The organism is Sphingopyxis sp. BE235 (genome assembly GCF_031457175.1).
Taxonomy (GTDB): Bacteria; Pseudomonadota; Alphaproteobacteria; order Sphingomonadales; family Sphingomonadaceae; genus Sphingopyxis.
This window is the reverse complement of record NZ_JAVDWC010000002.1, coordinates 283,489-307,337: the sequence shown is the minus strand read 5'-3', so window position 1 is coordinate 307,337 and position 23,849 is coordinate 283,489. Positions and strand designations below refer to the sequence as shown.

At 65.6% G+C, this 23,849-nt stretch carries 19 protein-coding genes; 5 read left to right on the top strand and 14 right to left on the bottom strand.

The genetic code is table 11. From position 1 onward, the window contains the following. The first annotated feature begins 13 nt into the window (after positions 1-13). Complete coding sequence (locus J2X38_RS08645) at positions 14-361, top strand: GntR family transcriptional regulator (RefSeq protein ID WP_056374231.1); 348 nt, start codon at positions 14-16, stop codon at positions 359-361. A gap of 165 nt (positions 362-526) precedes the next feature. Here J2X38_RS08645 and J2X38_RS08640 read toward each other — a convergent pair whose 3' ends face one another. Genes J2X38_RS08640 through J2X38_RS08625 form a run of 4 tightly spaced genes read right to left on the bottom strand, consistent with a single transcriptional unit; the run spans position 527 to position 7,259 of the window. Further along, a complete protein-coding gene (locus J2X38_RS08640; protein WP_310253200.1) occupies positions 527-2,374 on the bottom strand; it encodes a tetratricopeptide repeat protein in 1,848 nt (615 codons plus the stop codon). Beyond that, entirely contained in the window at positions 2,375-3,751 is a 1,377-nt protein-coding gene (prsR, locus tag J2X38_RS08635) for a PEP-CTERM-box response regulator transcription factor (RefSeq protein WP_058538065.1), read from the bottom strand. It abuts the gene before it with no gap. Further along, positions 3,748-5,868, bottom strand: coding sequence for an XrtA/PEP-CTERM system histidine kinase PrsK (gene prsK, locus J2X38_RS08630; protein WP_310253195.1), 2,121 nt, complete (start codon positions 5,866-5,868; stop codon positions 3,748-3,750). The genes prsR and prsK overlap by 4 nt, the downstream gene beginning before the upstream one ends. Before the next feature lie 2 nt (positions 5,869-5,870). Beyond that, positions 5,871-7,259, bottom strand: a complete 1,389-nt coding sequence (locus J2X38_RS08625) for a TIGR03013 family XrtA/PEP-CTERM system glycosyltransferase (protein WP_310253193.1) — start codon at positions 7,257-7,259, stop codon at positions 5,871-5,873. Between the two features lie 118 nt (positions 7,260-7,377). Between J2X38_RS08625 and J2X38_RS08620 the strand changes: the two genes are divergently transcribed. Beyond that, positions 7,378-8,424 carry a sugar phosphate nucleotidyltransferase gene (locus J2X38_RS08620; protein WP_310253192.1) on the top strand — a complete coding sequence of 349 codons (1,047 nt, stop codon included), beginning with the start codon at positions 7,378-7,380 and terminating at the stop codon, positions 8,422-8,424. 104 nt (positions 8,425-8,528) lie between these two features. Further along, a complete protein-coding gene (locus J2X38_RS08615) occupies positions 8,529-10,352 on the top strand; it encodes a DUF885 family protein (RefSeq protein WP_310253190.1) in 1,824 nt (607 codons plus the stop codon). A gap of 64 nt (positions 10,353-10,416) precedes the next feature. On the opposite strand, the gene J2X38_RS08610 is transcribed toward J2X38_RS08615, so the two are convergent. The 3 genes from J2X38_RS08610 to J2X38_RS08600 all read right to left on the bottom strand — a co-directional run bounded on the left by J2X38_RS08610 (position 10,417) and on the right by J2X38_RS08600 (position 14,410). Continuing rightward, complete coding sequence (locus J2X38_RS08610) at positions 10,417-11,484, bottom strand: L,D-transpeptidase family protein (protein ID WP_310253188.1); 1,068 nt, start codon at positions 11,482-11,484, stop codon at positions 10,417-10,419. Positions 11,485-11,583: 99 nt separating this feature from the next. Further along, entirely contained in the window at positions 11,584-12,933 is a 1,350-nt protein-coding gene (locus tag J2X38_RS08605; protein ID WP_310253186.1) for an HD-GYP domain-containing protein, read from the bottom strand. Positions 12,934-13,021: 88 nt separating this feature from the next. Further along, positions 13,022-14,410, bottom strand: a complete 1,389-nt coding sequence (locus J2X38_RS08600; RefSeq protein WP_310253184.1) for a short-chain fatty acyl-CoA regulator family protein — start codon at positions 14,408-14,410, stop codon at positions 13,022-13,024. Between the two features lie 139 nt (positions 14,411-14,549). On the opposite strand from J2X38_RS08600, the gene J2X38_RS08595 reads away from it, so the two are divergent. Then, positions 14,550-16,142 (top strand): isocitrate lyase, encoded by a 1,593-nt coding sequence (locus tag J2X38_RS08595; RefSeq protein WP_310253182.1) that lies wholly within the window; start codon positions 14,550-14,552, stop codon positions 16,140-16,142. Positions 16,143-16,285: 143 nt separating this feature from the next. Here J2X38_RS08595 and J2X38_RS08590 read toward each other — a convergent pair whose 3' ends face one another. Both J2X38_RS08590 and J2X38_RS08585 read right to left on the bottom strand, forming a co-directional pair. Further along, positions 16,286-17,272, bottom strand: a complete 987-nt coding sequence (locus J2X38_RS08590; protein ID WP_058538073.1) for a TerC family protein — start codon at positions 17,270-17,272, stop codon at positions 16,286-16,288. A 68-nt stretch (positions 17,273-17,340) separates the two neighbouring features. Next, a complete protein-coding gene (locus J2X38_RS08585) occupies positions 17,341-17,547 on the bottom strand; it encodes a DUF465 domain-containing protein (protein ID WP_058538074.1) in 207 nt (68 codons plus the stop codon). A gap of 240 nt (positions 17,548-17,787) precedes the next feature. Here J2X38_RS08585 and J2X38_RS08580 point away from each other — a divergent pair, with 240 nt between their 5' ends. Next, positions 17,788-18,555, top strand: a complete 768-nt coding sequence (locus J2X38_RS08580; protein WP_310253179.1) for a crotonase/enoyl-CoA hydratase family protein — start codon at positions 17,788-17,790, stop codon at positions 18,553-18,555. A gap of 205 nt (positions 18,556-18,760) precedes the next feature. Here J2X38_RS08580 and J2X38_RS08575 read toward each other — a convergent pair whose 3' ends face one another. The 5 genes from J2X38_RS08575 to J2X38_RS08555 form a co-directional block, all read right to left on the bottom strand. After that, entirely contained in the window at positions 18,761-19,585 is an 825-nt protein-coding gene (locus J2X38_RS08575) for a helix-turn-helix transcriptional regulator (RefSeq protein WP_310253177.1), read from the bottom strand. A gap of 109 nt (positions 19,586-19,694) precedes the next feature. Further along, positions 19,695-21,008: an amidohydrolase gene (locus J2X38_RS08570; RefSeq protein WP_310253174.1), complete on the bottom strand. Its 1,314-nt coding sequence runs from the start codon at positions 21,006-21,008 to the stop codon at positions 19,695-19,697. A gap of 20 nt (positions 21,009-21,028) precedes the next feature. Further along, complete coding sequence (locus J2X38_RS08565) at positions 21,029-21,640, bottom strand: DUF4893 domain-containing protein (protein ID WP_310253172.1); 612 nt, start codon at positions 21,638-21,640, stop codon at positions 21,029-21,031. Between the two features lie 104 nt (positions 21,641-21,744). Beyond that, positions 21,745-22,530 (bottom strand): 3-hydroxybutyrate dehydrogenase, encoded by a 786-nt coding sequence (locus tag J2X38_RS08560; RefSeq protein WP_310253170.1) that lies wholly within the window; start codon positions 22,528-22,530, stop codon positions 21,745-21,747. Between the two features lie 25 nt (positions 22,531-22,555). Beyond that, entirely contained in the window at positions 22,556-23,713 is a 1,158-nt protein-coding gene (locus tag J2X38_RS08555; protein WP_310253168.1) for a patatin-like phospholipase family protein, read from the bottom strand. Positions 23,714-23,849 lie beyond the last annotated feature (136 nt).

The following is a 23,849-nucleotide window of genomic DNA, read 5'->3' as shown; positions in this document are numbered from 1 at the left end:
GCATTAAGGCGGCATGCTCGATCAGTCCAAACCCGTGTACCAGCGTCTGCGCGATGTCATCGCCAACGCCATCCTCGACGGCCAGTTTCGCGATGGCGACATGTTGCCGTCGGTCCGATCGCTCGCCGCCGAAGAAGGCGCCAACCCGCTGACGGTGGCGAAAGCGTATCAGACATTTCAGGACGAAGGACTGGTCACGGTGAAGCGCGGGGTCGGCATGTTTGTCGCAGCGGGTGCGACCGAGCGCCTCCGCGACCTTATGCGCGCCGATTTCCTCGCCAATGTCTGGCCGCCGGTCGCGCAGCAGATGCGCCGCATCGGCCTCGACGCGCGGACGTTGCTGGATTTGACCGAGGCGTAACGCCTTTTTCCGCTTTTGGATTGAGACCTGCCGTTCGCCCCAAGCTTCGTCACCCCGGACTTGATCCGGGGTCCATAACGATGGTGCGGTCATGGATCCCGGATCAAGTCCGGGATGACGATGAAAGATAGGGCGGCAATCGGTCGTTAGCCGACATTCCTCCACCTACCGCCCGATCTGCGCCGCCTTGTCGCGCAGGTCCGTCGCCGCTTGTTTGCTGCCGCGGCGTTCGAGCAGGTCCGCGTAAAACTCCATGATCCCGGCATTGAGCGGCTGCAACCGATAGGCGCGGTCGATCAGCGGCAGCGCGCGCGCATCGTCGCCTTTCGCCGCCCACGCCCGCGCCAGTTCGCGGAGCACCACGACGTCGCGATTGCCGATCCGCCGGCGTACGCGTTCGAAATGCGCGATCGCCTGGTCCCAATGTTCGAGGTCCATCGCCAGATGCCCGGACAATCGGTCGGCGGCGATGCTCGACGGCTGGCTGCGCTGCAGCGCGAGGATCGCAGCGCCCGAACCCGCGGCATCCCCCGCGCGGAACAGCGCATTGGCGAGCCGCAATGTGGTGCGCTCGCTCGCATCGAGATCGCGCGCGGCGCGATACGCCTGCACCGCCAGCTCAGTACGTCCGGCCGCCAGCGCCGCATCGCCCAGCAGGATATGCGCGTCGGCAACGCCGCGGTTCGCATCGCGGAGCCGCGTGGCGCGCGCGATCGCTCGCGCGCCATTGCCACTCGTCAAATCGGCCGAAATAGCGGGAATCGCACTAGCCGGATTGAGCGGCTCGGCATCGGCCGCCAGCGTCAGCAGGCCATAGTCATTGTCGGCGGCAAAGGGCACCGCCTCGCCGGGCGCCAGCGCCGCCGCGCGCCCCAGATAGTCCGCCGATTCGATGCGCCGGCCGAGTTCCGCCGCCGCGCGCGATGCGAGCAGCAGCGACCAGCTGTCGGCGTCGGGCCGCTGGAGCAGCGGCAGCAAGGCGGCGAGCGCGGCGTCGGCGTCGCCATCGCTCCATTCGGCGGCCGCGAGGATGCGGCGTGCGGTAAAATTCTCCGGCTGCTCGGCCAGCAGCCGGTCGGCCCAGGTCGCGGCCACCGCTTCGCCGCCGAGTTCGAGTTCGACGATCGCGCTCAGCAGCATGAACGACGGCTGCGCGTCGAGTTCGCCGCGCGTGCGCTGGAGCAGGCTGCGCGCGAGCCGGTAATTGTCGGCGCGCGCCGCGAGCACCCCCTGCAGATAGAAGAGACGCGGATCGCGCGGGACGATCGTCGCGGCGCGGCGCAGCGATGCGAGCATGTCGCGGTAGCGTCCGAGGTCGCCGAGCGTCGCCGCCTGCTCGATCAGCGCATCTTCATTGTCGGGATCGGCGGCAAGCGCGTCTTCGTACCAGGCGAGCGACGCGTTGAGCCCATCCTCGGTCCGCACGAGGTTCGCCTTGAACGCCAGCGCCGCGCTGTTCGCCTTGTCGAGTTCGATCGCATAATCGACCGCATCGCGCGCGCCGAGCGTGTCGGCATTGGCATCGCGAAAGCGCGCGACGTCGACCCACAAGGCCGACGAGCGCGGCAGTTCGTGCACCGCGCGGTCATAGGCTTCGCGCGCGGCGGCCAGATCGCCATTGCCGAGGTGCAGGTCGCCCGCGACCCACGCCGCCTCCCCGATCATCTCGGGAATGATCGGGCCGTCGTCGAGCGTCTGGAGCGCACGGCTCCCCTCATCCTGCATCGCATAGGCGCGCGCCAAGAGCGGGCGCAGCGCCGCTTCCTTGGCGCCCGCGCCGATCGCGCCCTTGACCGCCGCCTCGGCCCCGACCCCGTCGCCCAGCTTGATCGCGACGCGCGCCAGTTCGACACGCTCGACAATGACCTTGGGATCGCTCGCGATGGCGTTCTCGAGGGCAGCGCGGCGCTCCGCGAGCGCCTTGCGCGGCGCGGACGACGCCCCGTCGCCGCACGCTCCGAGCAGCAGCGCCGCCAGCAGCAGCGCCTTTGTCCAGAAGCGGCCTAAATCCATTCAGGCCTGCATCCGATATTGTTTGAGCAGGTCGTAGAGCGTCGGGCGGCTGATCCCGAGCAGCTTGGCGGCCGCCGAAATATTGCCCTCGCTCTGCGTCATCGCGCGGCGGATCGCGACGCGGTCGGCGGCTTCGCGCGCGCTGCGCAGGTTGAGCCACGCCTCCTCGCCTTCCGCCTCGCCGCCCGCCATATCGAGATCCTCGCGCATCACCAGCTTGCCATCGGCCATGATCACGGCGCGCTTGATGCGGTTTTCCAGCTCGCGGACATTGCCCGGCCAGCGCCCCTCGTCGATCGCCTGCAACGCGTCGGGCGCGAAGCCGCGCACACCGGGGTTCATCTCGGGCGCATATTGGTGGAGGAAATGCCGCGCGAGCAGCACCGCATCGCCCGGGCGCTCGGCGAGCGATGGAATCTTTACGACCATCTCGGCGAGCCGATAATAGAGGTCGTCGCGAAAGCTCTGGTCGGCGATCATCGCATCGAGGTCGCGGTGCGTCGCGCACACGATCCTTGTATCGACCGCGATCGCCTTGCGCCCGCCGATGCGCTCGATCGTCCGCTCCTGCAGAAAGCGCAGCAGCTTGACCTGGAGCGGCAGCGGAATGTCGCCGACCTCGTCGAGGAAGAGCGTCCCGCCATGCGCGAGCTCGATCTTGCCCTCGGTCGTCTTGACCGCGCCCGTGAACGCCCCCTTCTCGTGCCCGAACAGCTCGCTTTCGAGCAGATTCTCGGGGATCGCAGCGCAGTTGATGGCGACGAACGCCCCGTCGCGCCGCCCGCTCGCCTCGTGCAGTCCGCGCGCGAGCAATTCCTTGCCGGTGCCGCTTGCGCCGAGCAGCATCACAGAGACGTCGAGGTTCGCGACGCGCTCGATCGTGCGCGCCACCTTCTGCATCTCGGGCGCCCCGGTGATCATCCCGCCGAGCACGCGATTGTCGCTCGAACCCTGCTCGGCGAGCCGCGCATTCTCGACCTCGAGCTCGCGCACATGGAAGGCACGGGCAACGATCAGCCCCAGCTCGTCGATGTCGATCGGCTTCTGGTAGAAGTCCCACGCGCCGCTCGCGATCGCGGTCAGCGCGCTCGCGCGTTCGCCGTGCCCCGACACGACGATCACTTTGGTGTCGGGCTTGGCTTCGAGGATCGCTTTCAGCGTCCGGAACCCCTCGCGCGTGCCGTCGGGATCGGGCGGCAGGCCAAGGTCGAGCGTCACCACATCGGGTTCCTCGGCGCGCAGCAACTCGATCGCGGCATCATGGTCGCCCGCGACGAGCACCTGATAATCCTCATACGCCCATTTGAGCTGCGTCTGCAGCCCCGGGTCGTCCTCGACCACCAGCAATTTGCGCAGATTGGCCCCGCTATCGGTCATTTATGTCCCACTTTCATCACACGCGCGTCGCCCCCCGCGTCGCCGCGGGCATCGGCGAGCGGCAGCCACAGCGTGAAGCTGCTCCCCTTGCCCGGCTCGCTCGCCACCTCGATCGCCCCGCCCATCGCCTGCGCGATCTGCAGCGCTTCGAACGCCCCCAGCCCGAAACCCGATTCCTTCGTCGACACGAACGGCTTAAACAGCTCGTCGCGGATGAAATCGCGCGTCATGCCGCAGCCCTGGTCGATCACGTCGATCCGCACGCGCCCCTGTTCGGCCACCGCGACGACCTGGACCGAGGTGTCAGGCGCCGACGCATCGATCGCATTGGCGACAAGATGCTGCACGATCTGCCGGACCGCCCCCGCATCGGCCCATGCCGACAGCCCCGCCTGACAACCGACGAACAGCGCGCGGCGCGGACGCATTTCGGCCGCGATCTCGTTCAGCACCGGCTCGACCAGCGTCCGCCCCGCCTCTGCCGCTGGCCCGCGCTCGCGCGGCGACAGGCGGACGAGGAGGTCGCTGAGGCGCCCCGCCGAAATCTTCAGCGTCTCGATCATATCGGCGCGGAAATCGGGCTTGTCGGCGTGACGCTCGGCGTTGCGCGCGAGCAGCCCGATCTGGCTCGCCAGATTCTTGATGTCGTGCATGATGAAGGCAAAGCGCCGGTTGAATTCGTCGAACCGCCGCGCCTCCGACAAGGCCTGCTGGCTCTGCGATTCGGCGAGATAGCTTGCCGCCTGCTGCCCCGCGATGCGCAGCACGTCGAGATCCTCCCAATCGAGCGCGCGTGACACCGCGGGCCGATGCAGCACGACGACCGCGATCATCCGCTGGAAATGCAGCACCGGCACGACCACCCAAGCGCGCGTATCGGCGATCAGCCACTCGGGGATCGCCAGATCTTCGCCGGGATGACCCCGGCGCTCGGCATCGAGGTCGACGATATGCTGCGTTTCCTGCAGCATGAAGGCCGACCGCAACGAGAGCATGGCATCCTCGCTCGCGCCGTCCGGCCAATGCCAATGCTCGGCGATGCGAAAGCCCCCCGATGCGCCGGGCAGCATCAGCAACGCGCCGGGGCTTCCGGTCAGTTCGGCGAGCGCCTTGGCGACGCGGCGGTGCAGATTGCGGTCGTCCTCGCCCCCATCGCCTTGGGCACCCTGCCCCAATGTCGCGGTAAAGCGCATCCATTCGGCGCGATAGTCATAGCGGTGCTCGAAGAAATGCTTGGAAATCATTACCGACAGCCACGCCCGCGATCGCGCCGAGGCGAGCATCAGTCCGCCAGTGCCGAGCGCGACGAACAACGAGATCGCCTGCGCCAGTTCGGCATAATCGCCGCCGGCGACGCGCGCGACGGCACCGGTCAGCGCGATCACGATCAGATAGGCGGCGGCGCCGAGCAGGATCAGCGTGCGCGTCGCGGCGGTGCGCGACAAACGCATTCGCTCGCGCCCGATGTCCATCGCGGCAACCACATAGACCGGCAGCGTGAGCAATACGATCGCCGGAAGCAGCGCGATCAGCGTCGATGCGATTTCGCCGGTCAGCGCGCCGATCAGCTGGACGTTGAGTTCATAGGCCCACAGCATCGCAAACCCGCCGGCGACCGCCATCACCGGCATGCGCTGACCCGCGCTCGCATGGCGAATTCCGGCGTCGATCATCAACAGTCCACCGATCGCCACGACCGTCGCGGCAAAACCCAGCGTCGGCGTCATCCATGGCTCGGCCGCCGCGCCGGCGCGCAAATGCGCCGCCGCGCCGAGCAGCAGCGCCAGCAGGCAGATCGTCGCGAGCATACGTACGATCAGGCGCAGCGGCCGCGACATCGGCGCACGCGGCGACCAGAAGGTTGCCCCCAACCAGAGGAGCATGGCGAGGTCGCGCACCGTCTGCACGACCAAAGATTGCGACGATCCGGCGCCATAGACGGCCATCGCTGCGCACCACAGCGCGGTGGCGGCTGCGGTTACGGCGAGCAACCGCGGCGCCGGCATCAATGCCGCCATCCGCGCGCGCGGCCGCATCAGCAGCCACAAAGTGACACCGGTAAAGCCCGCCAGCGCGAGGCCCGACAGGATCTGGGACAGGCCGGCCAGCGCGCCCACGGCTACCGCGCGCCCTCCGGCCACAGCACGACGCGTACGGTCTGGAGCAGGATCAAAAGGTCGAGGAAGGGCGAATAATTCTTGGCGTAATAGAGGTCATATTCGAGCTTCACGCGCGCGTCCTCGACCGAGGCGCCATAGGGATAGTTGATCTGCGCCCAGCCGGTCAGGCCCGGCTTCACCATGTGGCGTTCGGCATAAAAGGGCAGCTTCTTTTCGAGTTCCTCGACGAAGCTCGGCCGTTCGGGGCGCGGCCCGACAAAGCTCATGTCGCCCTTCAGCACGCACCAGGTCTGCGGCAGCTCGTCGATGCGCAGCTTGCGGATGATGCGGCCGACGCGGGTGACGCGCGGGTCGTTTTCGCTCGCCCACACCGCCTTGCCCGCGGCCTCGGCATCGGTGCGCATCGAACGGATCTTAAAGATGTCATAGGATTCGCCGAATAGCCCGACGCGCGGCTGGCGGTAAAAGACCGGGCCGCGGCTATCGAGGATCACCGCGATCCCCGCGACGATGATCAGCGGCAGGCCGACGACCAGCACAAGCAGGCTGGCGAGGATGTCGAACAGCCGCTTGCCGACCTTCGAAATCCGTTGTCCCGCCGAAAATCCGTCGGAAAAGATCAGCCCGCTGGGGTTCGTCGTCGCAAGGTCGACGCGTCCCGTTTCGCGCTCGATAAAACTCGCGATATCGTTGACATGCACACCCGTCGTCTTGACGCGCAGCAGGTCGTTCAGCGGCAGCGCGTTGCGCCGTTCCTCCAGCGCGAGCACGACTTCGCCCGCGCGCAGCATCACGACATGGTCAGACAGATTGTCGAGGGCTTCGCGCGGCACGGCGCCCGGCACGGTCTTTTCGGTCGCACTCATCGCAATGAAGCCGACCATTTCGAGCCCGCTCCCCGGCGCGTCGGCAAGCGCCGCAAGGCGCGCGGCGCGCGGCCCGGCGCCAAGGACGAGGATGCGGCGCCGGAACGCCTCGGTCCCCGATGACTGCGTCAGCGCGAGGCGGATGACGAACAGCACCGCGATGGCAAAGATCATCGCGTACAGGCTGTTGGCGCGCCACAGCGTCGCCGTCGGCAACAGGAAGCCGAGCACCGAAAGGAAAATCACGCCGAGCGAAATCGCCGCGAGCAGGCGCGCGGTGGCGAAACGCATCGAGCGCAGCCCCTCGTTCCCGTACATTCCGGTCGCCATCATCGCGAGCGAATTGGCAAGGCCGAAGGTCAGCAGCGGCAGCCAGCGGCCCGCGAGCGGCCCGGCGTCGAACCCCGCCTGCTGCGCATAAAGATGCCACGCCCCCTCGGCCGAGCCGAGCAGCGCGAAAAATTCGATCAGCGCCAGCCAGACGACGGCGTGCGGGACATAATGTTTAAACAGCCGGAACATGGGGACCTTTCGCGCGCTCGATACTACAGCCGAGGCGTCAACTGTCGGTTAATTTTACACTCCCCATATCCGCAATGACAGGGTGACCCGCCGCTTCCAACGCGATAGACTCGAACTTATGACGCTGATGATCCAGCCCGTTATCCTGTGCGGCGGTGCCGGCACCCGGCTTTGGCCCGAATCGCGCGGCACCCGCGCCAAGCAGTTCCTGCTGCTTCACGGCCAGCGCAGCCTGTTTCGCCAGACTGTCGAGCGCACCCCTGCCGGTCCCGACTTTCTCCCCCCGATCGTCCTGTGCGGCGACGGGCATGTCGCGATGGTTCGCGAACAGATGGACGACCGTGAGGAAACGCTGCTCGTCGAGCCGATGCCGCGCAACACCGCCGCGGCGATCGCGCTCGCGGTCGCGCAGGCCGATGCCGACACATTGCTGCTCGTGATGCCGAGCGATCATGTGATCGCCGACGTTCCCGCATTTCACGCCGCGATCGCCAAGGGGGTGCGCCTCGCGCAGCAGGACTGGCTCGTCACCTTTGGCATCACGCCCGACAGCCCCGAAACGGGCTTCGGCTATATCGCCGCCGGACGCCCGCTCGGCGGCGCCGACGAATCCTGGGGCTTCGCGGTCGATCGTTTCGTCGAAAAGCCCCCGCTCGCCGATGCCGAAGCCATGCTCGCGGCCGGCGGATACAGCTGGAACGCCGGGATTTTCCTGTTCCGCGCCGCACGGATGCGCGATGCGATGCTGACGCATTGCCGCGCGATCTTCGAGGCCGCGGACAACTCCGTCGCGGCGGGTATGCGCGACGGCGACGCGCTCTATGCCGACGCAATCGAGTTCGCGAAGGCGCCGTCCGATTCGATCGATTATGCGGTGATGGAAAAGGATGATCGCGTCGCGGTCGTCCCCGTGGCGATGGGTTGGTCCGATCTCGGCTGCTGGCACACGATCCATGCGCTCGCCGACAAGGACGGCGCCGACAATGCCGTCACGGGCGACGCCTTTCTCCACGAAAGCCGCGGCAATCTGGTCCGCGCGGGCGACAAGCGCGTGTCGATCCTCGGCATGGACAATATTGCGGTGATCGTCGACGGCGACGACATATTGGTGATCCCGCTCGGGCGGTCGCAAGAGGTCCGCACGGCGGCCAAGGCGCGCGAATAGAGCGAAGTCGCATCAAGCACTTGCACCCGCGGTGACTTGCTATACCAGTACACCCATGAGGCGCCTCCACTGGAGCGCGCCATAGCTGTTCTGGAGATCGCCCCATGTTCGACCGTCGCACCCTACTCGCCGCCGCCGCGGCTTCCTCGATGCTCGCCGGCGTCCGTCCGCGCACCGCGTTCGCCGCGGTGCCCGACGGCGAAGGCGCGCGGCTGACCGCAATCTACGAGCGCATCTACGACATGCTGCTCGATCAGGACCCCGAATTCGCGACGTCGCTCGGCGCCGACAAGGGCGACCGCGCCGCGGCGAAAGCGAAACTCGCCGACCGCTCGCCCGCGGGGATCAAGAAGGGGCACGATCTCTATCGTACCGGGCTCAAGGAACTGAAGACGATCGACCCGAAGAAGCTCTCGGGCATGGACCTCGTCAATTACGAGACGTTCCGCGGCCCGTGGGAGGATTATGTCAAAGCTTACGACACCTTCAGCTACGGACTTCATAGCTGGCCTGAACCGCATCCAGTGACGCAATTGAGCGGCACCTATCGCTCGATCCCCGATTTCCTCGTCAACCAGCACAGCATCGCCAACGCCGCCGATGCCGAATCCTATCTTTCACGCTGCGCTGATTTCGCGGTGCAGCTCGACAATGAAACCGGCCGCATCAAGGCCGATCATGCCGCCGGCGTCATCCCGCCCGATTTCGTCATCGACCGCACGCTGGCCCTCTTCGAAAGCATCATGGCGCCCGCCCCCGATGCGAATATCCTGACCACCAACCTCAAGACCAAGACCGCCGCGATTCCCGGCGACTGGGCGAGCCGCTGCGCCGCGATCGTCGAGGGCAAAATCTATCCCGCGATGCGCCGCCAGGCCGCCGAGCTCACCGCGGTGCGACCGCGTGCGACGCATGACGCCGGCGTGTGGCGCCTGCCCAAGGGCGACGAATATTATGCCTATGCGCTGCGCTATGCGACGACGACGGGCATGTCGGCCGAGGAGGTGCACAAGCTCGGGCTCGACCGCATGGCAGCGCTCACCGCGCGCGCCGACGCGATCTTCAAAAAGCAAGGCATGACCAAGGGCACGGTCGCGCAGCGGATGCGCGAACTCGGCAAGGATCCGCGCTTCCTCTATCCCAACACCGACAAGGGCAAGGCCGACCTGATCGCCAAATTGAACGAGCAGATCCAGGAAATGCAGCGCCGCCTGCCCGAAGCCTTCGGCCGGCTGCCCAAGGCGAAGTGCGATATCCGCCGCGTGCCGCCCGAGATCGAGGCGGGCGCGCCCGGCGGCTATTACCAGATCCCGGCGCTCGATGGTTCGCGCCCCGGCGCCTATTACATCAACCTGCGCGACACCGCCGAAAACCCGTCGTGGACGCTGCCGACGCTGACCTATCACGAAGCGACGCCCGGCCATCACCACCAGATCGCGCTCGCGCAGGAGGCCGAGGGCGTCCCACGCCTCCGCCGCCTGCCCGCCTATTCGGTCTATACCGAGGGCTGGGGGCTCTATGCCGAGCAGCTCGCCGACGAAATGGGCGTGTATGAAAACGACCCGTGGGGCCAGCTCGGCTATCTGCAATCCTATATGTTCCGCGCCGCGCGCCTCGTCGTCGACACCGGCCTCCACCACTTTCGCTGGAGCCGCGAGAAGGCGATCGCCTATTATAACGACTCGCTCGGCACCCCCGAAGGGTCGAACGTCACCGAGATCGAGCGCTATTGCGTGTGGCCGGGCCAGGCGACGAGCTATATGGTCGGGCAAACGCGCTGGGTCGCGATCCGCGAGAAGGCGAAGGCCGCGCTCGGCGACAAATTCGATATCCGCGGCTTCCACGACACGGCTTTGTCGGCGGGTGCGATGCCGATCTCGGTTCTCGAATCGGTGATCGACCGCTGGGTGGCCGCGCAAAAGGCCTGAGCCACACATGAAAACCCTTCGCCTGTCAGCGACGGGCGAAGGGCCATCGCGGCCCCGAAGGCAGCTAATTCTGGAAGATCGCCGGGGTTCCGGGCTTGACCATCTGGGCCAGACGCGCGGCGTCCCAATTGGTCAGCCTGACGCAGCCGTGGCTCTCGGCGCGCCCGATCGTATGCGGCTCGCTTGTTCCGTGAATGCCATAGTGCGGCTTGTTGAGGTCGAGCCACACGACCCCGACCGGGCTGTTCGGCCCGGGTTGCAGCAACACCGCCTCCTTGCTGTCGCTGACGTCCCAGAACAGTTTCGGATTATAATGAAAGTCGGGATTGCGGCTCACGCCCTGAATCTTCCAGTTGCCGATAGGCAACGGGTCGCGGCTGCTGCCCATCGTGGCAGGAAATTGCGCTACCAGCTTGTCCCCCTCGTCATAAACTTTCAGCACACCCTCTGATTTGTCGACCACCAGCTTTGCGGCTGCGACCTGTGTCGGCGCGACGCCCAGGCGTTCGAGCGTGCCGTTCCAGCCGCGCGCATCCTCGCCCAATGTCGCCCGGTCGATATCGGGGATGTTGGGGACGCGGAACGGGCGGCCCGCGCCCACCAGCGTCGAGGGGCTGTTGAGCGCGACCAGTGTCTCGGGCGTGGTGTGAAAGCGTTCGGCGAGCGCTTCGGTCAAATTGCGATAGCCCAGCGCGGGCAATTTGGCCTGGTCGGCCGCGTCTTTCGGAAATGCCGGAACGAACGGCCCCGCAGCAAAGCCGGCGGGAATGATCACCAGCCGGGTCGCGGGAACCTGTTGCCATTGTTGCAGCGCCTGCAGCGTTGCCGCGTCGAGTTTGCCGCTGTCGTGCAGGTCATGCGCTTTCTGGAAACCACGGAGCGCCGCTGAATAGGACTGCCCTTCCTTTCCATCGATCACACCGGGGGAAAAGCCGAGGCGATCGAGCAGGACTTGTGCGCGAAGCGCCGGTGGTTCGCTGAATGAAACCGCGGCGGGCGGGGCATCTTTGAAATCCAGCGAAGCCGGATCGGCGGCGGTCGTCGATGATGTCGGTTTTTTGGCGCTATCGTCCGGGGCGGCGTTGCAACCGGCGATCAGGAAAAGGCACGGTAAAAAAGGGGAAAGTTTCAAGCGCTGGTCCTCTTGGCTAGGAGCAGGATCAACGATCCTCCGCGCGAAAGGATGCGCGCGCAGCAGGCGATCGGCCGCGTGTGAGTCAGTTGGAACTGCTCATCGGTCGGCGCCGCGCGGGCCGATCGGATGATCGGGATCCGGCACGGCGGCCGACGCCGTGCTCGACGCAAGGATGCGAACGCGCAGCACATCCCAATCTTGAAAGCGCCAGAAATTCGGGCTGTCGCGACTGATGATCCGCGGATGTTCGGCCGCCGGCGCGATCGCGCGGTCGATGGGTTCGATCTCGGACAGCGTCTCGCAGTCGAAAAAGACCCGAACGACGACATCTTCGTCCGCATCGCCGGCGCTTCCGACGACAACCCCGAGCTCGCCCGTCGACAGCCGGACCAGTGTCCCGACCGGAAAGATCCCCAGGCTATCGGCGAAGCGGTCGAGCAGCATGGGGTCGAAATGCCCGGTCCATTTCTGCATCGCGGTCAGCGCCCCGCACGGCGTCCACGCGTCCTTGTACGGCCGGTTCGACGTCACTGCGTCATAGACGTCGCAAATCGCCCCCATGCGTGCGGCGAGCGACAGCTCGTCACCCTTCAGGCCGCCGGGATAACCCGACCCGTCGATCTTTTCATGATGCCGCAGGCAGAGCTCGAGCGCGAGGTCGGGGGCGCCGGGCGAACTTGCGAGCAGGCGATGACCGGCGACCGGATGGCTCCGCACCGACCGCATTTCGACTTTCGACAGTGCGCCGGGCTTGTTCAATATCGCGTCGGACACCGCGACCTTGCCGACATCGTGGAGCAGTCCCGCAACGCCCAGATCCTCGACCTCCTGCGGTTCAAGCCCCATGTGGCGGGCGAAGTTGATCATCAGCGCGCAGACCGCGACCGAATGAAGATAGGTATATTCGTCCTTCTCCTTGAGCCGGACGAGGTTGATCAGCGCCTTGGAATCGCGCTCGATCGAGGCGCCGATCGCGCTGGCGAGCTTGACCATCCGGCGAACCTCGACCGCCCGGCCCAGCCGCGCGGCGTCGAACATGTCGACCACGGCCTCGCACGTCCGCTCGATCGCCCGCTTGGCGCGGCGGCACTCCCCGGCATAGCCGCGGCGGCGGCGCGGCGCGTCGCGCGCGGGCGACGACGGCGGCGCAAAGGGGGCGGCGGCGCGGAACGGCGTGGCGTCGCTCCCCGGCCGTTTCGCTGGTGGCGAACGCTTGCTGCGCGGTTTTTCTTGGGTTTCAGCCGCCGGCCGATCTTCGGGCGCGCCAAGTCCGCGCCCGTCGTCGATCACAATGCCGTCGATTCCCGAATAGCGAATTCGCTGCAGCTGGTCCTGGGTCTCGACCCGAAAATAACGGCGCCAGAACGGGTGGTCGAACCACGACCCTTCAAAGGCGTGGATGAACATGCCGATCTCGACGTCTTCTGGTCTTATTCGAACAAGCATTTTCGGTCCCGTCGCGGCCGATCACCGCGCCACGTTCCAAATACGGCACCGCGCGTGTCGATTTAAGCCGCGCATCGGCAATTTTCGGTCAATCGCCCGCGAAATCGAACGCGCTCACCCCGCGCTCGCCTTCGCGGAAGCGCAGCGGGCGGCCGAGCGGCGGCATCGAACGCTGGACGCAGCCCGTCCGCGTGCAGCGGCGGCAGCCGAGCCCGATCGGCGTCGCGGGGCTGCGCATCAGGTCAATCCCGCGCGCGGCGATCAGCGGTGCGGCAACCTTGGCATCGACCCCGACGCAGACGGCGAAACGCGCGGGCGCGCCGCTTCCGGTCGCGCCGGGGGCGGCGACCGAACGCGACTGGGTGAACCAGCGCGATCCGTCCTCGAGTTCGACCAGATCGGCGACCACCTCGCCGGGGCGGGCGAAGGCTTCATGGACGCCCCACAAAGGGCAGCGCGCGTCGCCGTCGACGAGCGGCGACTGGCTCGCCCCGGCATAACGCTTGCTCCCCTGCCCCGCGCGGTCGATGCGCAGCATGAAAAAGGGCAGCCCGCGTGCGCCGACACGCTGGAGCGTCGTCAGCCGGTGCGCGACCTGCTCATAGCCCGCACCGAAACGGCGCTGGAGCAACAGCAGATCATAACCCGTCGCATCGCACGCGCGCAGGAAGCGGCTGTACGGCATCATCAGCGCGGCCGCGAAATATTGGATCAGATGGCGCTCGAACAATCGCGCGGCGGCCGTTTCAGCAAATTCGGCGCCCGCGACGAGCGCGTCGATCTCGGCCTTCGCCTCGATCTGCGCCAGCGTCGCCGCCGCCTGAAAGGTGCGCGATGCGGGGCGCAGCAGCTCATTGAGCATGAGTTGCCGCGCATGCCAGTCGAGCCAGCGCAGCCGGTCGGGCATCACGTCCGACGGCAAGATGCGGATGCCGAGCTGGTGCCGCGTGCGCAAACGCTCCGAAATCGTGCCGTAAAGATCGCCGCCCGCGAGCCGCAATTCGTCGGCCAGCTCCTCGGCGCGCGCGTCGAGATCGGGGAAATGGTTGCGCCATTTATCGATCGCACGACGCACCGCGGCAACTTCGGGCGCATCGCCTTCGCCATCCGCGCGCCCCTCGGGCGCCGCATCGAACAATCGGGCAAAGGCGGCGGCGGTGGCCGGCGCCGTCTGAAGCCACTCCTCGACCTCGTGCGTCCCGATGCCGAGGTCGGCGAAGCGCGGGTCGGCGAGCCGCCGCCGCAGGCCCGCCAGTCCTCCCGGCAAATCCTCCGCGCCGAGCTTTGCCGCATCGAACCCGAAGCGTTCGGCGAGCTTCACGATGACCGTGGCGCTCAGCGGACGCTGGCCATGCTCGATCAGGTTGAGATAGCTCGGCGAAATGTCGAGCGCATCGGCCATCGCCGCCTGCGTCATCGCCGCCTCGCGCCGCACCTTGCGCACCGCCGGCCCCGCAAACACCCGTCGCTCCGCCATCGTTTGTAACTTTCTTTACCAATTTACACGCTGATTTACACCTAACGGCCATATTTCACAAATATTATTGACAAAGCTTTTCACTTTCGGCGGCAACTTCGCCAACTTCCACCCATCACCTCCGCACAAGGATATGACGATGGGTTATCAGGAAGACATGGCGCAGGCAGGCCGCCTCATCCGCGATTACGACGGCACATGGGACGGCATCAGCGGCGAAAGCATCGCCCGCATGCGCGCCCAGAACAAGTTCCGCACCGGCCTCGACGTCGCACGCTACACCGCGCGTATCATGCGCGCCGACATGGCCGCCTATGACGCCGATCCCGCGAACTACACCCAGTCCTTGGGCTGCTGGCACGGCTTCATCGCGCAGCAGAAAATGATCTCGATCAAGAAGCATTTCGGCACCGTCAAAGGCCGCTACATCTATCTCTCGGGCTGGATGATCGCGGCGCTGCGTAGCGAATTCGGTCCGCTGCCCGACCAGTCGATGCACGAAAAGACCAGCGTTCCGGCGCTGATCGAGGAAATCTACACCTTCCTCCGTCAGGCCGACGCGCGCGAACTCGGCGGCCTGTTCCGCGAACTCGATGCGGCGCGCGCCGAGGGTGACGAACTCAAGGCCAAGCAGATCCAGGCCGCGATCGACAATCACGAAACGCACGTCGTGCCGATCATCGCCGACATCGACGCGGGCTTCGGCAACGCCGAGGCGACCTACCTCCTCGCCAAGAAGATGATCGAGGCCGGCGCCTGCGCGCTGCAGATCGAAAATCAGGTCTCGGACGAAAAGCAGTGCGGGCATCAGGACGGCAAGGTCACCGTGCCGCACGAGGATTTCATCGCGAAGATCCGCGCCTGCCGCTACGCCTTCATGGAACTCGGCGTCGAGGACGGGATCATCGTGACGCGCACCGACAGCCTCGGCGCGGGCCTCACCAAGCAGATCGCCTTCACGAAGGAACCCGGCGACCTTGGCGACCAGTATAACAGCTTCCTCGATTGCGAAGAGGTCGACGGCGCGGGCAACCCCGGCGACGTCCTGATCAACCGCGACGGCAAGCTGGTGCGCCCGAAGCGCCTGCCCTCGAACCTCTATCAGTTCCGTTCGGGAACCGGCGAAGATCGTTGCGTTATGGACTGCATCGCTTCGCTGCAGAACGGCGCCGACCTGCTGTGGATCGAGACCGAAAAGCCGCACATCGAACAGATCGCCGGCATGGTCGACCGCATCCGCGAAGTCGTCCCCAACGCGAAGCTCGCGTACAATAATTCGCCGAGCTTCAACTGGACGCTGAACTTCCGCCAGCAGGTGTTCGACGCGTGGGAGAAGGACGGCAAGGACGTCAGCGCCTATGACCGCGCCAAGCTGATGAGCGTCGATTATGACGGCACGCCGCTCGGCGACGAAGCCGACAACCGCATCCGTACCTTCCAGCGCGATTCGGCGAAGCGGGCGGGGATATTCCACCACCTGATCACGCTGCCGACCTATCACACCGCGGCGCTGTCGACCGACAATCTCGCCAAGGAATATTTCGGCGAGGAAGCGATGCTGGGTTACGTCAAGGGCGTCCAGCGCGCCGAGATCCGCCAGGGCATCGCCTGCGTGAAGCACCAGAATATGAGCGGAAGCGACATCGGCGACGATCATAAGGAATATTTCGCCGGCGAAGCGGCCCTCAAAGCCGCAGGCAAGGACAACACGATGAACCAGTTCGCCGCGTAAACAAGTTAGACGCGGGGGCCCGTTGCAACCCCCGCGTCGCCCATCTTGGCGCGGGGGCCAGCGACCCGACCCCCGTGCCTCCCGAGCTTTCCTGGGGAGGAAAGCCTGTCCGTCGGAAGCCCTTGCGCTTCCGGCGGACATTTTTATTGCGGCAATGCCGCTTCTTCCTCGCGCGTCTTGACCAGCGACCAGATGATGCCGCCTGCGATCAAGGCTACCGTCACGCCTAGGCTGACCAGCGGCGGGAATTTCGCTCCGCCCAGCACGAAGTCGGCAACGAAGATTTTCGATCCGATAAAGATCAGCACCAGCGCGAGCGCATATTTGAGGTAGTGGAAGCGGTGGACCATCGCCGACAGCGCAAAATAGAGCGCGCGCAGGCCAAGGATCGCCATGATATTCGACGTGTAGACGATGAAAGTGTCGGTCGTGATCGCGAAGATCGCCGGCACGCTATCGACCGCGAACACAAGGTCGGCGAGGTTGATCACGACGAGCGCGAGGAAGAGCGGCGTCGCGGCGAGGACGATCTTGCCGGTCTTCGTATCGGGCACGCGCACGAAGAATTTTTCGCCGTGCAGTTCCTCGGTGATCGGCATCCGGCGCGAAAGCCATTTGACCACCGGGTTGCCCTTCACGTCCATCGGCTTTTCGCTCGCGAACAGCATCTTCACGCCGGTGAACACGAGGAACGCGGCGAAGATATAGAGCAGCCAGCCATATTCGGTGACGAGCGCCGCGCCGCCCGCGATCATGATGCCGCGCAGCACGATCACCGCGACGATGCCCCAGAGGAGCGCGCGATACTGGTAGCGCGGCGGGATCGCGAAGGTCGTGAAGATCAGCGAGATGACGAAGATATTGTCGATCGACAGCGCCTTCTCGATGAAGAAGCCGGTATAATATTGCAGGCCGGCCTCGCCGCCCTTCGCGGCCCAGACCCACGCGCCGAACGCGGTCGCGATACCGATGTAGAGCGCCGAGAGCTTCAAGCTCTCGCCGATCCCCATCTCCTTGTTTTCCTTGTTGAGAATGCCAAGGTCGAAGGCGGTGAGCGCGATAACGAGCGCGATGAACGACAGCCAGAACCAGGCCGGGGTGCCCAGCCAGTCGGCAAACAGAAATTCCATGGTGATTTCCCTGGATATGCCGAGCGCGCCGCCTTTCGGCAGCGTGCTCGGTCCTTAGTTATGATGGATTAGCGCGCGAGCGCCGGGCGCAGCGCGGGCCGCCCCAAAGAAGCCAGGGTCAGCGCGGCAAGCCGCTCCTTCACCGCGAGCTTCAGCGTTTTCAGGCGCAGCAATCGGAACGGATCGGCGCCGCGCCGGCGCACCTCGCGGCGCTCGGCATCGTCGAGTTGGCGATGCAGCACGGTCAGACGATAAAGATTGGGATTCAAAGTCATACAGGGCCTCCTGATTGAGAAATCAAGCAGGTGACGCCGATGCCGGGACCCCGGAAACAGGGGGGAGATAGGGCCAGAGCATCGGAGTCACCCGATGCGGTCCGACATCACGTGGCGGGATATGTCCCGCCGACGCCAGAGGGGCCCGGCCCGCATTTCTTCTATTTAGGGTGTCGCCCCGCCGCTTGCAAGTCCCCCGGCGCCCCGGCACGCTGCGATGAACGAAAGAGGAGGGTTTGCATGAGCGTGCTTGTCGAAAGCGATGGCCCCGTTACGATCGTCACCATCGACCGCCCGGCGCGCCGTAATGCGGTCGATCCCGATACCGCCGTCGCATTGCGGAATGCCTTCGCGGCCTTCGCCGCCGACGAAAATGCGCGCGTCGCGATCCTGACCGGCAGCGACGGGCATTTCTGCGCGGGCTTCGACCTCAATGCGGTCGGCACGTCGCGCTACGACCCCGATGGCCCCGGGCCGATGGGACCGACGCGCATGCTGCTCGACAAGCCGGTGATCGCCGCGGTCGAAGGACACGCGGTCGCCGGCGGGCTCGAACTCGCGCTCTGGTGCGACCTGCGCGTCGCGGCGACGAGCGCGGTGTTCGGCGTCTATTGCCGCCGCTGGGGCGTGCCGCTGATCGACGGCGGCACCGTGCGCCTGCCGCGCATCGTCGGCCAGGGCCGCGCCCTCGACATGATCCTGACCGGCCGCCCGGTTGCCGCCGACGAGGCGCAGCGCATCGGCCTCGCCGACCGCGTCGTTGCCGACGGCCAGGCGCTTGTCGCCGCGATCGAGCTGGCGAAACAGATCGCCGCCTTCCCGCAAATCTGCATGAACAGCGACCGGCTCAGCGCGTATCGCCAGTGGGATTTCGACATCGAAGGCGCGCTCGCACACGAAGCGCATGCCGGGGTTGCCGCGCTCCGCGAAGGCGCGGCGGCGGGGGCCAAACGCTTTACCGAAGGCGCCGGCCGCGGCGGCAGCTTTGCCGCCTTCAAGGAGGAATGAAAAAGATATGGATTGCCACCGCGCGGCACGTTTCCGCATCGCGAAAAGGACAAGGCGACCGCCCGGGGGCAAGCCCGGGCGGTCGAAGTGGGAGGGGCATTGTCTGCGCGCGTGCGAAGTCCGCAACTTTGCGGAACGCGCGGGGCGTCAGGGTTGATTGGTATGTTAGCGCCACGCGATGCCGGCGGTGCAAACCGACCCGCGATCAATCGATGCGATTAAAACGCGTCGTTTCCAATTTTTGACGATTGTCGCTGGACCAGACAATCGTTTCGGTCATGGATTTCAGATCCTTGGCGACGGTGTAGACGCGCGTCGACACCCGCGCCCCGGCCTTTCCCAGTGTCATGACCAATGTGTCCGGCGCCGGCTGACGCAAGGCAACACTGTCGATGAAATCCATATTTCCGGTGATCGGTACGGGGACGCCGTCAAGAGCGGCGGTCGATTCCGAATGCCTGCTGGAGCCGTCGGGCGCGACGATTTCGACACGCGTTGTCCATTTGCCATCTTGCGATGGACGGAACGTCATCGTGACCCGTTGAGGGCGTTCCTTTTCCGGCATGAGCGATGCGTCCAGCGACCAGCTTCCGACCAGCGGCACCGGCTTGGATGCAGCGCTGTAAACGGCGTTCGGTGTTTCGACCTGATCGGCCGAAGGGGCGACTGCGACCATTAATCCGGCAGCGGCCATGGGTATTGCGATGAGCATGACGATCATTCCTTTCGAACCGCGAACCCCGACGGTCGCGGCATGCGCCAAGTCCTTCACGGCGGGGCGCTCTCTCGAAAGATCGATATTTTCGTCACAAGTTTTTTGGAGGTCCAGCAGGCGCGCCAATTCGCGGCTGCTGCCGACACCCGTCTTGCGGCGGGCGGAGCGCAAACGCTCGTTAATCGACGTTTCCGAACGGCCCAGACGCGCTGCGATGGTCTTTACGGTATGTCCAGCGACCAACAGGCGCAGAATTTCCATTTCCCGGTCAGTGAGGCATGCGGACAAGCCGGGAGCAGGTTCATTGAACGACATGTCCTTTGCTCACCACAGCCTCACGAGCAGGTCCATCCCAATTTATTTGGGAAACGGCAGCGCCGCTAGGTAAATGCCGAGTTGGTGCCCCCGCCGGGTTCGGTGTCTCTTAACCCTTCGCCATCAGCTTCATCGTCATCGCGGTCAGCGCCTCGGTCGCGGTCGAAATCACCGCGGGCGCATCGGGCGCCCAGAAGGGCGAATGAAGGCTCGGCAAGGTCCGCCCTTCCTTCTTCGCCGCGTCATATTCGGCCTGCGGCACCCCGCCGACCCAGACGATCAGACTTTTGATGCTCTTGTCCTCGCGCCCGAAGCGGCTGAAATCCTCGCCGCCCATCACCGGAGGCATCTGGACGACGCGATCGGCGCCGAAGCTCGTTTTCAGATACGCCGCCATCTCTTCGGTGAATTCGGGGGTGTTGAAGGTCGAGGGCGTATATTCATTCTTGTCGACGCTCACGACGGGCATCTTGTCGTCGGGCATCCCCGCGGCGATCGCCTCGCCCTTCGCGATGCGCGCGATGCCGTCGAGAAGATGATCGCGCACTTCGTCGCTATAGCTGCGAACGGTGAGCTGGAGCTTCGCTTCGTCCGAAATAATATTATGCTTCGCCCCGGCATGGAAGCTGCCGACGGTCACCACCGCGCTGTCGAGCGGACTGATCTCGCGCGAGACGAGCGTCTGGAGCGCACCGACGATGCGGCTCGCGAGCACGATCGGATCCTTGGTTGTCTGCGGATAGGCGCCGTGTCCGCCGACGCCCTTCACCGTGATGTCGACGCTGTCGACATTGGCGAGCGCATAGCCCGGCGTGTAGCCGATCTTGCCTGCCGGGAACTGTGCGGCGTCGTGGAACGCCAGCACATACTCCGGCTTGGGAAAGCGCGTATAGAGTCCGTCGGCGAGCATCATCCGCGCACCCGCGCCGCGCTCTTCGGCGGGCTGGCCGATCATCACCAGCGTACCCGACCATTTGGCCTTGTTCGCGGCCATCAGCCGCGCGACGCCGACCCATGCGGTCATATGTGTGTCATGTCCGCAGGCATGCATCACGCCGGTTTCGACGCCCTCTTTGGTGGTCACGCGTATCTTCGACGCGCCGGGCAGCCCCGTCTGCTCGGTGACCGGCAGGCCATCCATGTCGGCGCGTACCAGCACAACCGGCCCGGGGCCATTTTCCATCACCGCGACGATGCCGGTACCGCCGACCTTTTCGGTGACCTTGAAGCCGAGCTTGCGCGCCTCGGCGGCGAGGATGCCCGCCGATCGGACTTCCATGAAACTGAGCTCGGGATTGGCGTGCAAATCCTTGTAGATCGCCATCAGCGACGGCATCTGCTTTTCGACCTCGCCGCCGAGCGTTTGCGCCGCGGCGGGCGCAGCAAGAGCCAGCGCGGCTGCGCTCGTCCACAAAATTCGCATGCTGTTTCCCCTGTTGTCTTTTAGCTCGCCGGGACCAGTTCGATCACGTCGAGTAAGGATTCATAGGCCGGTGCGGGCAGCACGAGCCGCCAGCGATTGTCGCCGATCCGCTCGATCAGCCCCGCCATGTCGCGCATCCGGTCGCTGCCGTAATTGACCGCCATCTTCTCGTCGCCGAGTTCGAGCGTGCCGAGAAAAATCTGGCGCTTCAGATTGTCGGGAAAGATCAGGCCGACGGGCCGCTGCGACCCCGAGATCTTGGTCAGGCTCGACAGTCCCTGTTCGGGCGCGACGCGGCACCGGAACCAGCCATAGCCGATATAGGCGAGATCGCGGCGCGCCTGCGCCCCGACCTTGACCGTCCGGCACCGGTAATCGCCGGCGGGCAGATGCGGATTGGGCAATGCCGCCATCGGTTGCAGCAGCACGCCTTCGCGGTCGATGTCGGCGCCAAAGCCTTTCGCGCGGGCATCGGCCAGTGCCGCCTGCCAGCTGCTGTACCAGCTGCGAATGCGCTCCTTGTCCTGCGTTGTCGCGGTGCCGCGCCATGTGCCCGTCTCCGCCGGAGCATCGGCGGCCGACGGCGGCACTGGCGGCACCGTTCGACAGGCGCTGACAGTCAAGCCCATCATCAGGGCTAAAATCAAATTGGTACGACCCCTCATTCTCCGTCACTCCCCGGTCCGGTTGCGTTAACCTTAGGAGGGCGAAGGAAATAGCTCAAGGGCGCAGCCGATCAGGCGGCCGTCCAGCCGCCGTCGACGCTGAGGTTCGCGCCGGTGATGTTGGCGGCCTCGTCGCGGGTCAGGAAGGATGCGATCGCCGCGACCTGCTCGACGGTCACGAACTGCTTCGTCGGCTGGCCCGCCAGCAGCACATCGTTGATGACCTGTTCGCGCGTCATGCCGCGCGCCTTCATCGTGTCGGGAATCTGGTTTTCGACGAGCGGCGTCCAGACATAGCCGGGGCTGATGCAGTTCACGGTGATCCCGGCATCGGCGACCTCGAGCGCGACGGTCTTGGTGAGGCCCGCGAGCCCGTGCTTGGCCGTGACATAGGCCGATTTGAACGGCGAGGCGACGAGCGAGTGCGCCGACGCCGTCGCGATGATCCGCCCCCATTTCTTCTTGCGCATGACGGGGACGGCATGGCGGATCGTGTGGAACGCGGCGGTCAGGTTGAGCGCGATGATCATGTCCCATTTCTCGACCGGGAAATCCTCGACCGGCGACACGAACTGCATGCCCGCATTGTTGACGAGAATGTCGACCCCGCCGAAATCCTTCTCGGCGCGCTGGAACATCGCTTCGATCTGCTCGGGCTTCGTCAGGTCGGCGCCGTCATAGGCGGCCTTCCCGCCGCTGATCGCTTCCAGCCCCTTGCGCTCGGCCTCGATCGCGTCGGCATCGCCGAACCCGTTAATGATGATCGACGCGCCCTCGGCGGCAAAGGCTTTGGCAATGCCGAGCCCGATGCCCGAGGTCGATCCGGTGACGAGGGCGGTCTTTCCTGTGAGGCGCATGCGATAGTCCTTTCGGTGGGGAGATTCAGGAAACGTCGGGTTCGGTCTTTGGTCGCAATGCATTCGATTGCACCGCAAAACTGTCCGACCGGCCTTCGGCGATGCTGTCGGCGAGCAGATGACCGTCCTTCATCGCGGCTTCGACCGCGTCGCGACCGAGCGCCCAATTGACCTCCATCGTCGAGCGCGAAAATTCGAAATCGCGCGCGCCGGTCTGCCATGACGGCGGTTCGTGGATCAACTGGACGACGTTGAGCGCCTTGCAGTCGACCATCTTGCGCACCGCCTTGACCTCGGACAGGTCGGCGAACTCGAGCGGCAATTTCTGCAGCATCCGGTCGATCAGCCGGTGTTCCTTGCGCCGCCGCACCAGTCCGTCCGAAATGCGGCGCGTCCGGCTGGAAAAGCGGATGTCCTTTTCGCGCGACCAGGCTTCTTCCATGTCGTGCGGGCGATCCCCGCGCGCGGGGAACAGGTCGACCTGAAACACCAGCATATCCTCGTTCGCCGATTCGACGACATGTTCGAGCGGAGTGTTCGACACGAGGCCGCCGTCCCAATACCATGTCCCGTCGATCTCGACCGGCGGCAGACCGGGCGGCAGCGCGCCCGAGGCGAGGATATGCCGCGCGTCGAGCGTTTCGAGCTTCGTGTCGAAATAGCGGAAATTGCCGGTCTCTACCGCAACTGCGCCGACCGACAGCCGCACCTTGCCGTTGTTCACCCGGTCCCAGTCGACCAGCCGGTCGAGTGTCTGGGCCAGCGGCGCGGTGTCGTAGAAACTGACCGCTTCGGGCGTCTGCCGCTCGGCAAAGGCGGGCGGCGGGAAGCGCGGGGTAAAGAAGCCGGGGACGCCGAACGCCGCGACCTGCCCCGCCGCCGCCATATGCGTCCACTCGCGCGCCCAGTCGCTGTCGACCGTCGGCAGCGAGGGCAGCTCCGACGACACGCCTTCCCAGAATTCGCGCATCTTGCCCACGGCCTGATCGCGTTCGTTCCCTGCGATGATCGCGGCATTGACCGCGCCGATTGAAATCCCCGCCACCCAGTCGAGCTCGATGCCGAGATCGATCAGCGCCTCATACACCCCCGCCTGAAACGCGCCGAGCGCGCCGCCGCCCTGCAGGACAAGCACGACGAGGTCGGGAAGCGGAAGCGCGGCGCGGGCGGCACGGCGTGGCATGGACTCGGGGGATCCTTGATTGGCGGGTGCAAGATTTGTGCACCGCAACACAGCCTATTGCAATGGCTCGATTATATGCGAAGCCCCTTCCAATTGCCCGGCGCTGCTGTAACACTCGCGCCGAGACGACCATTTA

Excerpts from the sequence above, each read along its gene's own strand:
- J2X38_RS08645 (WP_056374231.1), top strand. The coding sequence starts at position 14 with ATGCTCGATCAGTCCAAACCCGTGTACCAGCGTCTGCGCGATGTCATC.
- J2X38_RS08640 (WP_310253200.1), bottom strand. The coding sequence starts at position 2,374 with ATGGATTTAGGCCGCTTCTGGACAAAGGCGCTGCTGCTGGCGGCGCTG.
- prsR (WP_058538065.1), bottom strand. The coding sequence starts at position 3,751 with ATGACCGATAGCGGGGCCAATCTGCGCAAATTGCTGGTGGTCGAGGAC.
- J2X38_RS08625 (WP_310253193.1), bottom strand. The coding sequence starts at position 7,259 with ATGTTCCGGCTGTTTAAACATTATGTCCCGCACGCCGTCGTCTGGCTG.
- J2X38_RS08620 (WP_310253192.1), top strand. The coding sequence starts at position 7,378 with ATGACGCTGATGATCCAGCCCGTTATCCTGTGCGGCGGTGCCGGCACC.
- J2X38_RS08615 (WP_310253190.1), top strand. The coding sequence starts at position 8,529 with ATGTTCGACCGTCGCACCCTACTCGCCGCCGCCGCGGCTTCCTCGATG.
- J2X38_RS08605 (WP_310253186.1), bottom strand. The coding sequence starts at position 12,933 with ATGCTTGTTCGAATAAGACCAGAAGACGTCGAGATCGGCATGTTCATC.
- J2X38_RS08600 (WP_310253184.1), bottom strand. The coding sequence starts at position 14,410 with ATGGCGGAGCGACGGGTGTTTGCGGGGCCGGCGGTGCGCAAGGTGCGG.
- J2X38_RS08595 (WP_310253182.1), top strand. The coding sequence starts at position 14,550 with ATGGGTTATCAGGAAGACATGGCGCAGGCAGGCCGCCTCATCCGCGAT.
- J2X38_RS08590 (WP_058538073.1), bottom strand. The coding sequence starts at position 17,272 with ATGGAATTTCTGTTTGCCGACTGGCTGGGCACCCCGGCCTGGTTCTGG.
- J2X38_RS08585 (WP_058538074.1), bottom strand. The coding sequence starts at position 17,547 with ATGACTTTGAATCCCAATCTTTATCGTCTGACCGTGCTGCATCGCCAA.
- J2X38_RS08580 (WP_310253179.1), top strand. The coding sequence starts at position 17,788 with ATGAGCGTGCTTGTCGAAAGCGATGGCCCCGTTACGATCGTCACCATC.
- J2X38_RS08575 (WP_310253177.1), bottom strand. The coding sequence starts at position 19,585 with ATGTCGTTCAATGAACCTGCTCCCGGCTTGTCCGCATGCCTCACTGAC.
- J2X38_RS08570 (WP_310253174.1), bottom strand. The coding sequence starts at position 21,008 with ATGCGAATTTTGTGGACGAGCGCAGCCGCGCTGGCTCTTGCTGCGCCC.
- J2X38_RS08565 (WP_310253172.1), bottom strand. The coding sequence starts at position 21,640 with ATGATGGGCTTGACTGTCAGCGCCTGTCGAACGGTGCCGCCAGTGCCG.
- J2X38_RS08560 (WP_310253170.1), bottom strand. The coding sequence starts at position 22,530 with ATGCGCCTCACAGGAAAGACCGCCCTCGTCACCGGATCGACCTCGGGC.
- J2X38_RS08555 (WP_310253168.1), bottom strand. The coding sequence starts at position 23,713 with ATGCCACGCCGTGCCGCCCGCGCCGCGCTTCCGCTTCCCGACCTCGTC.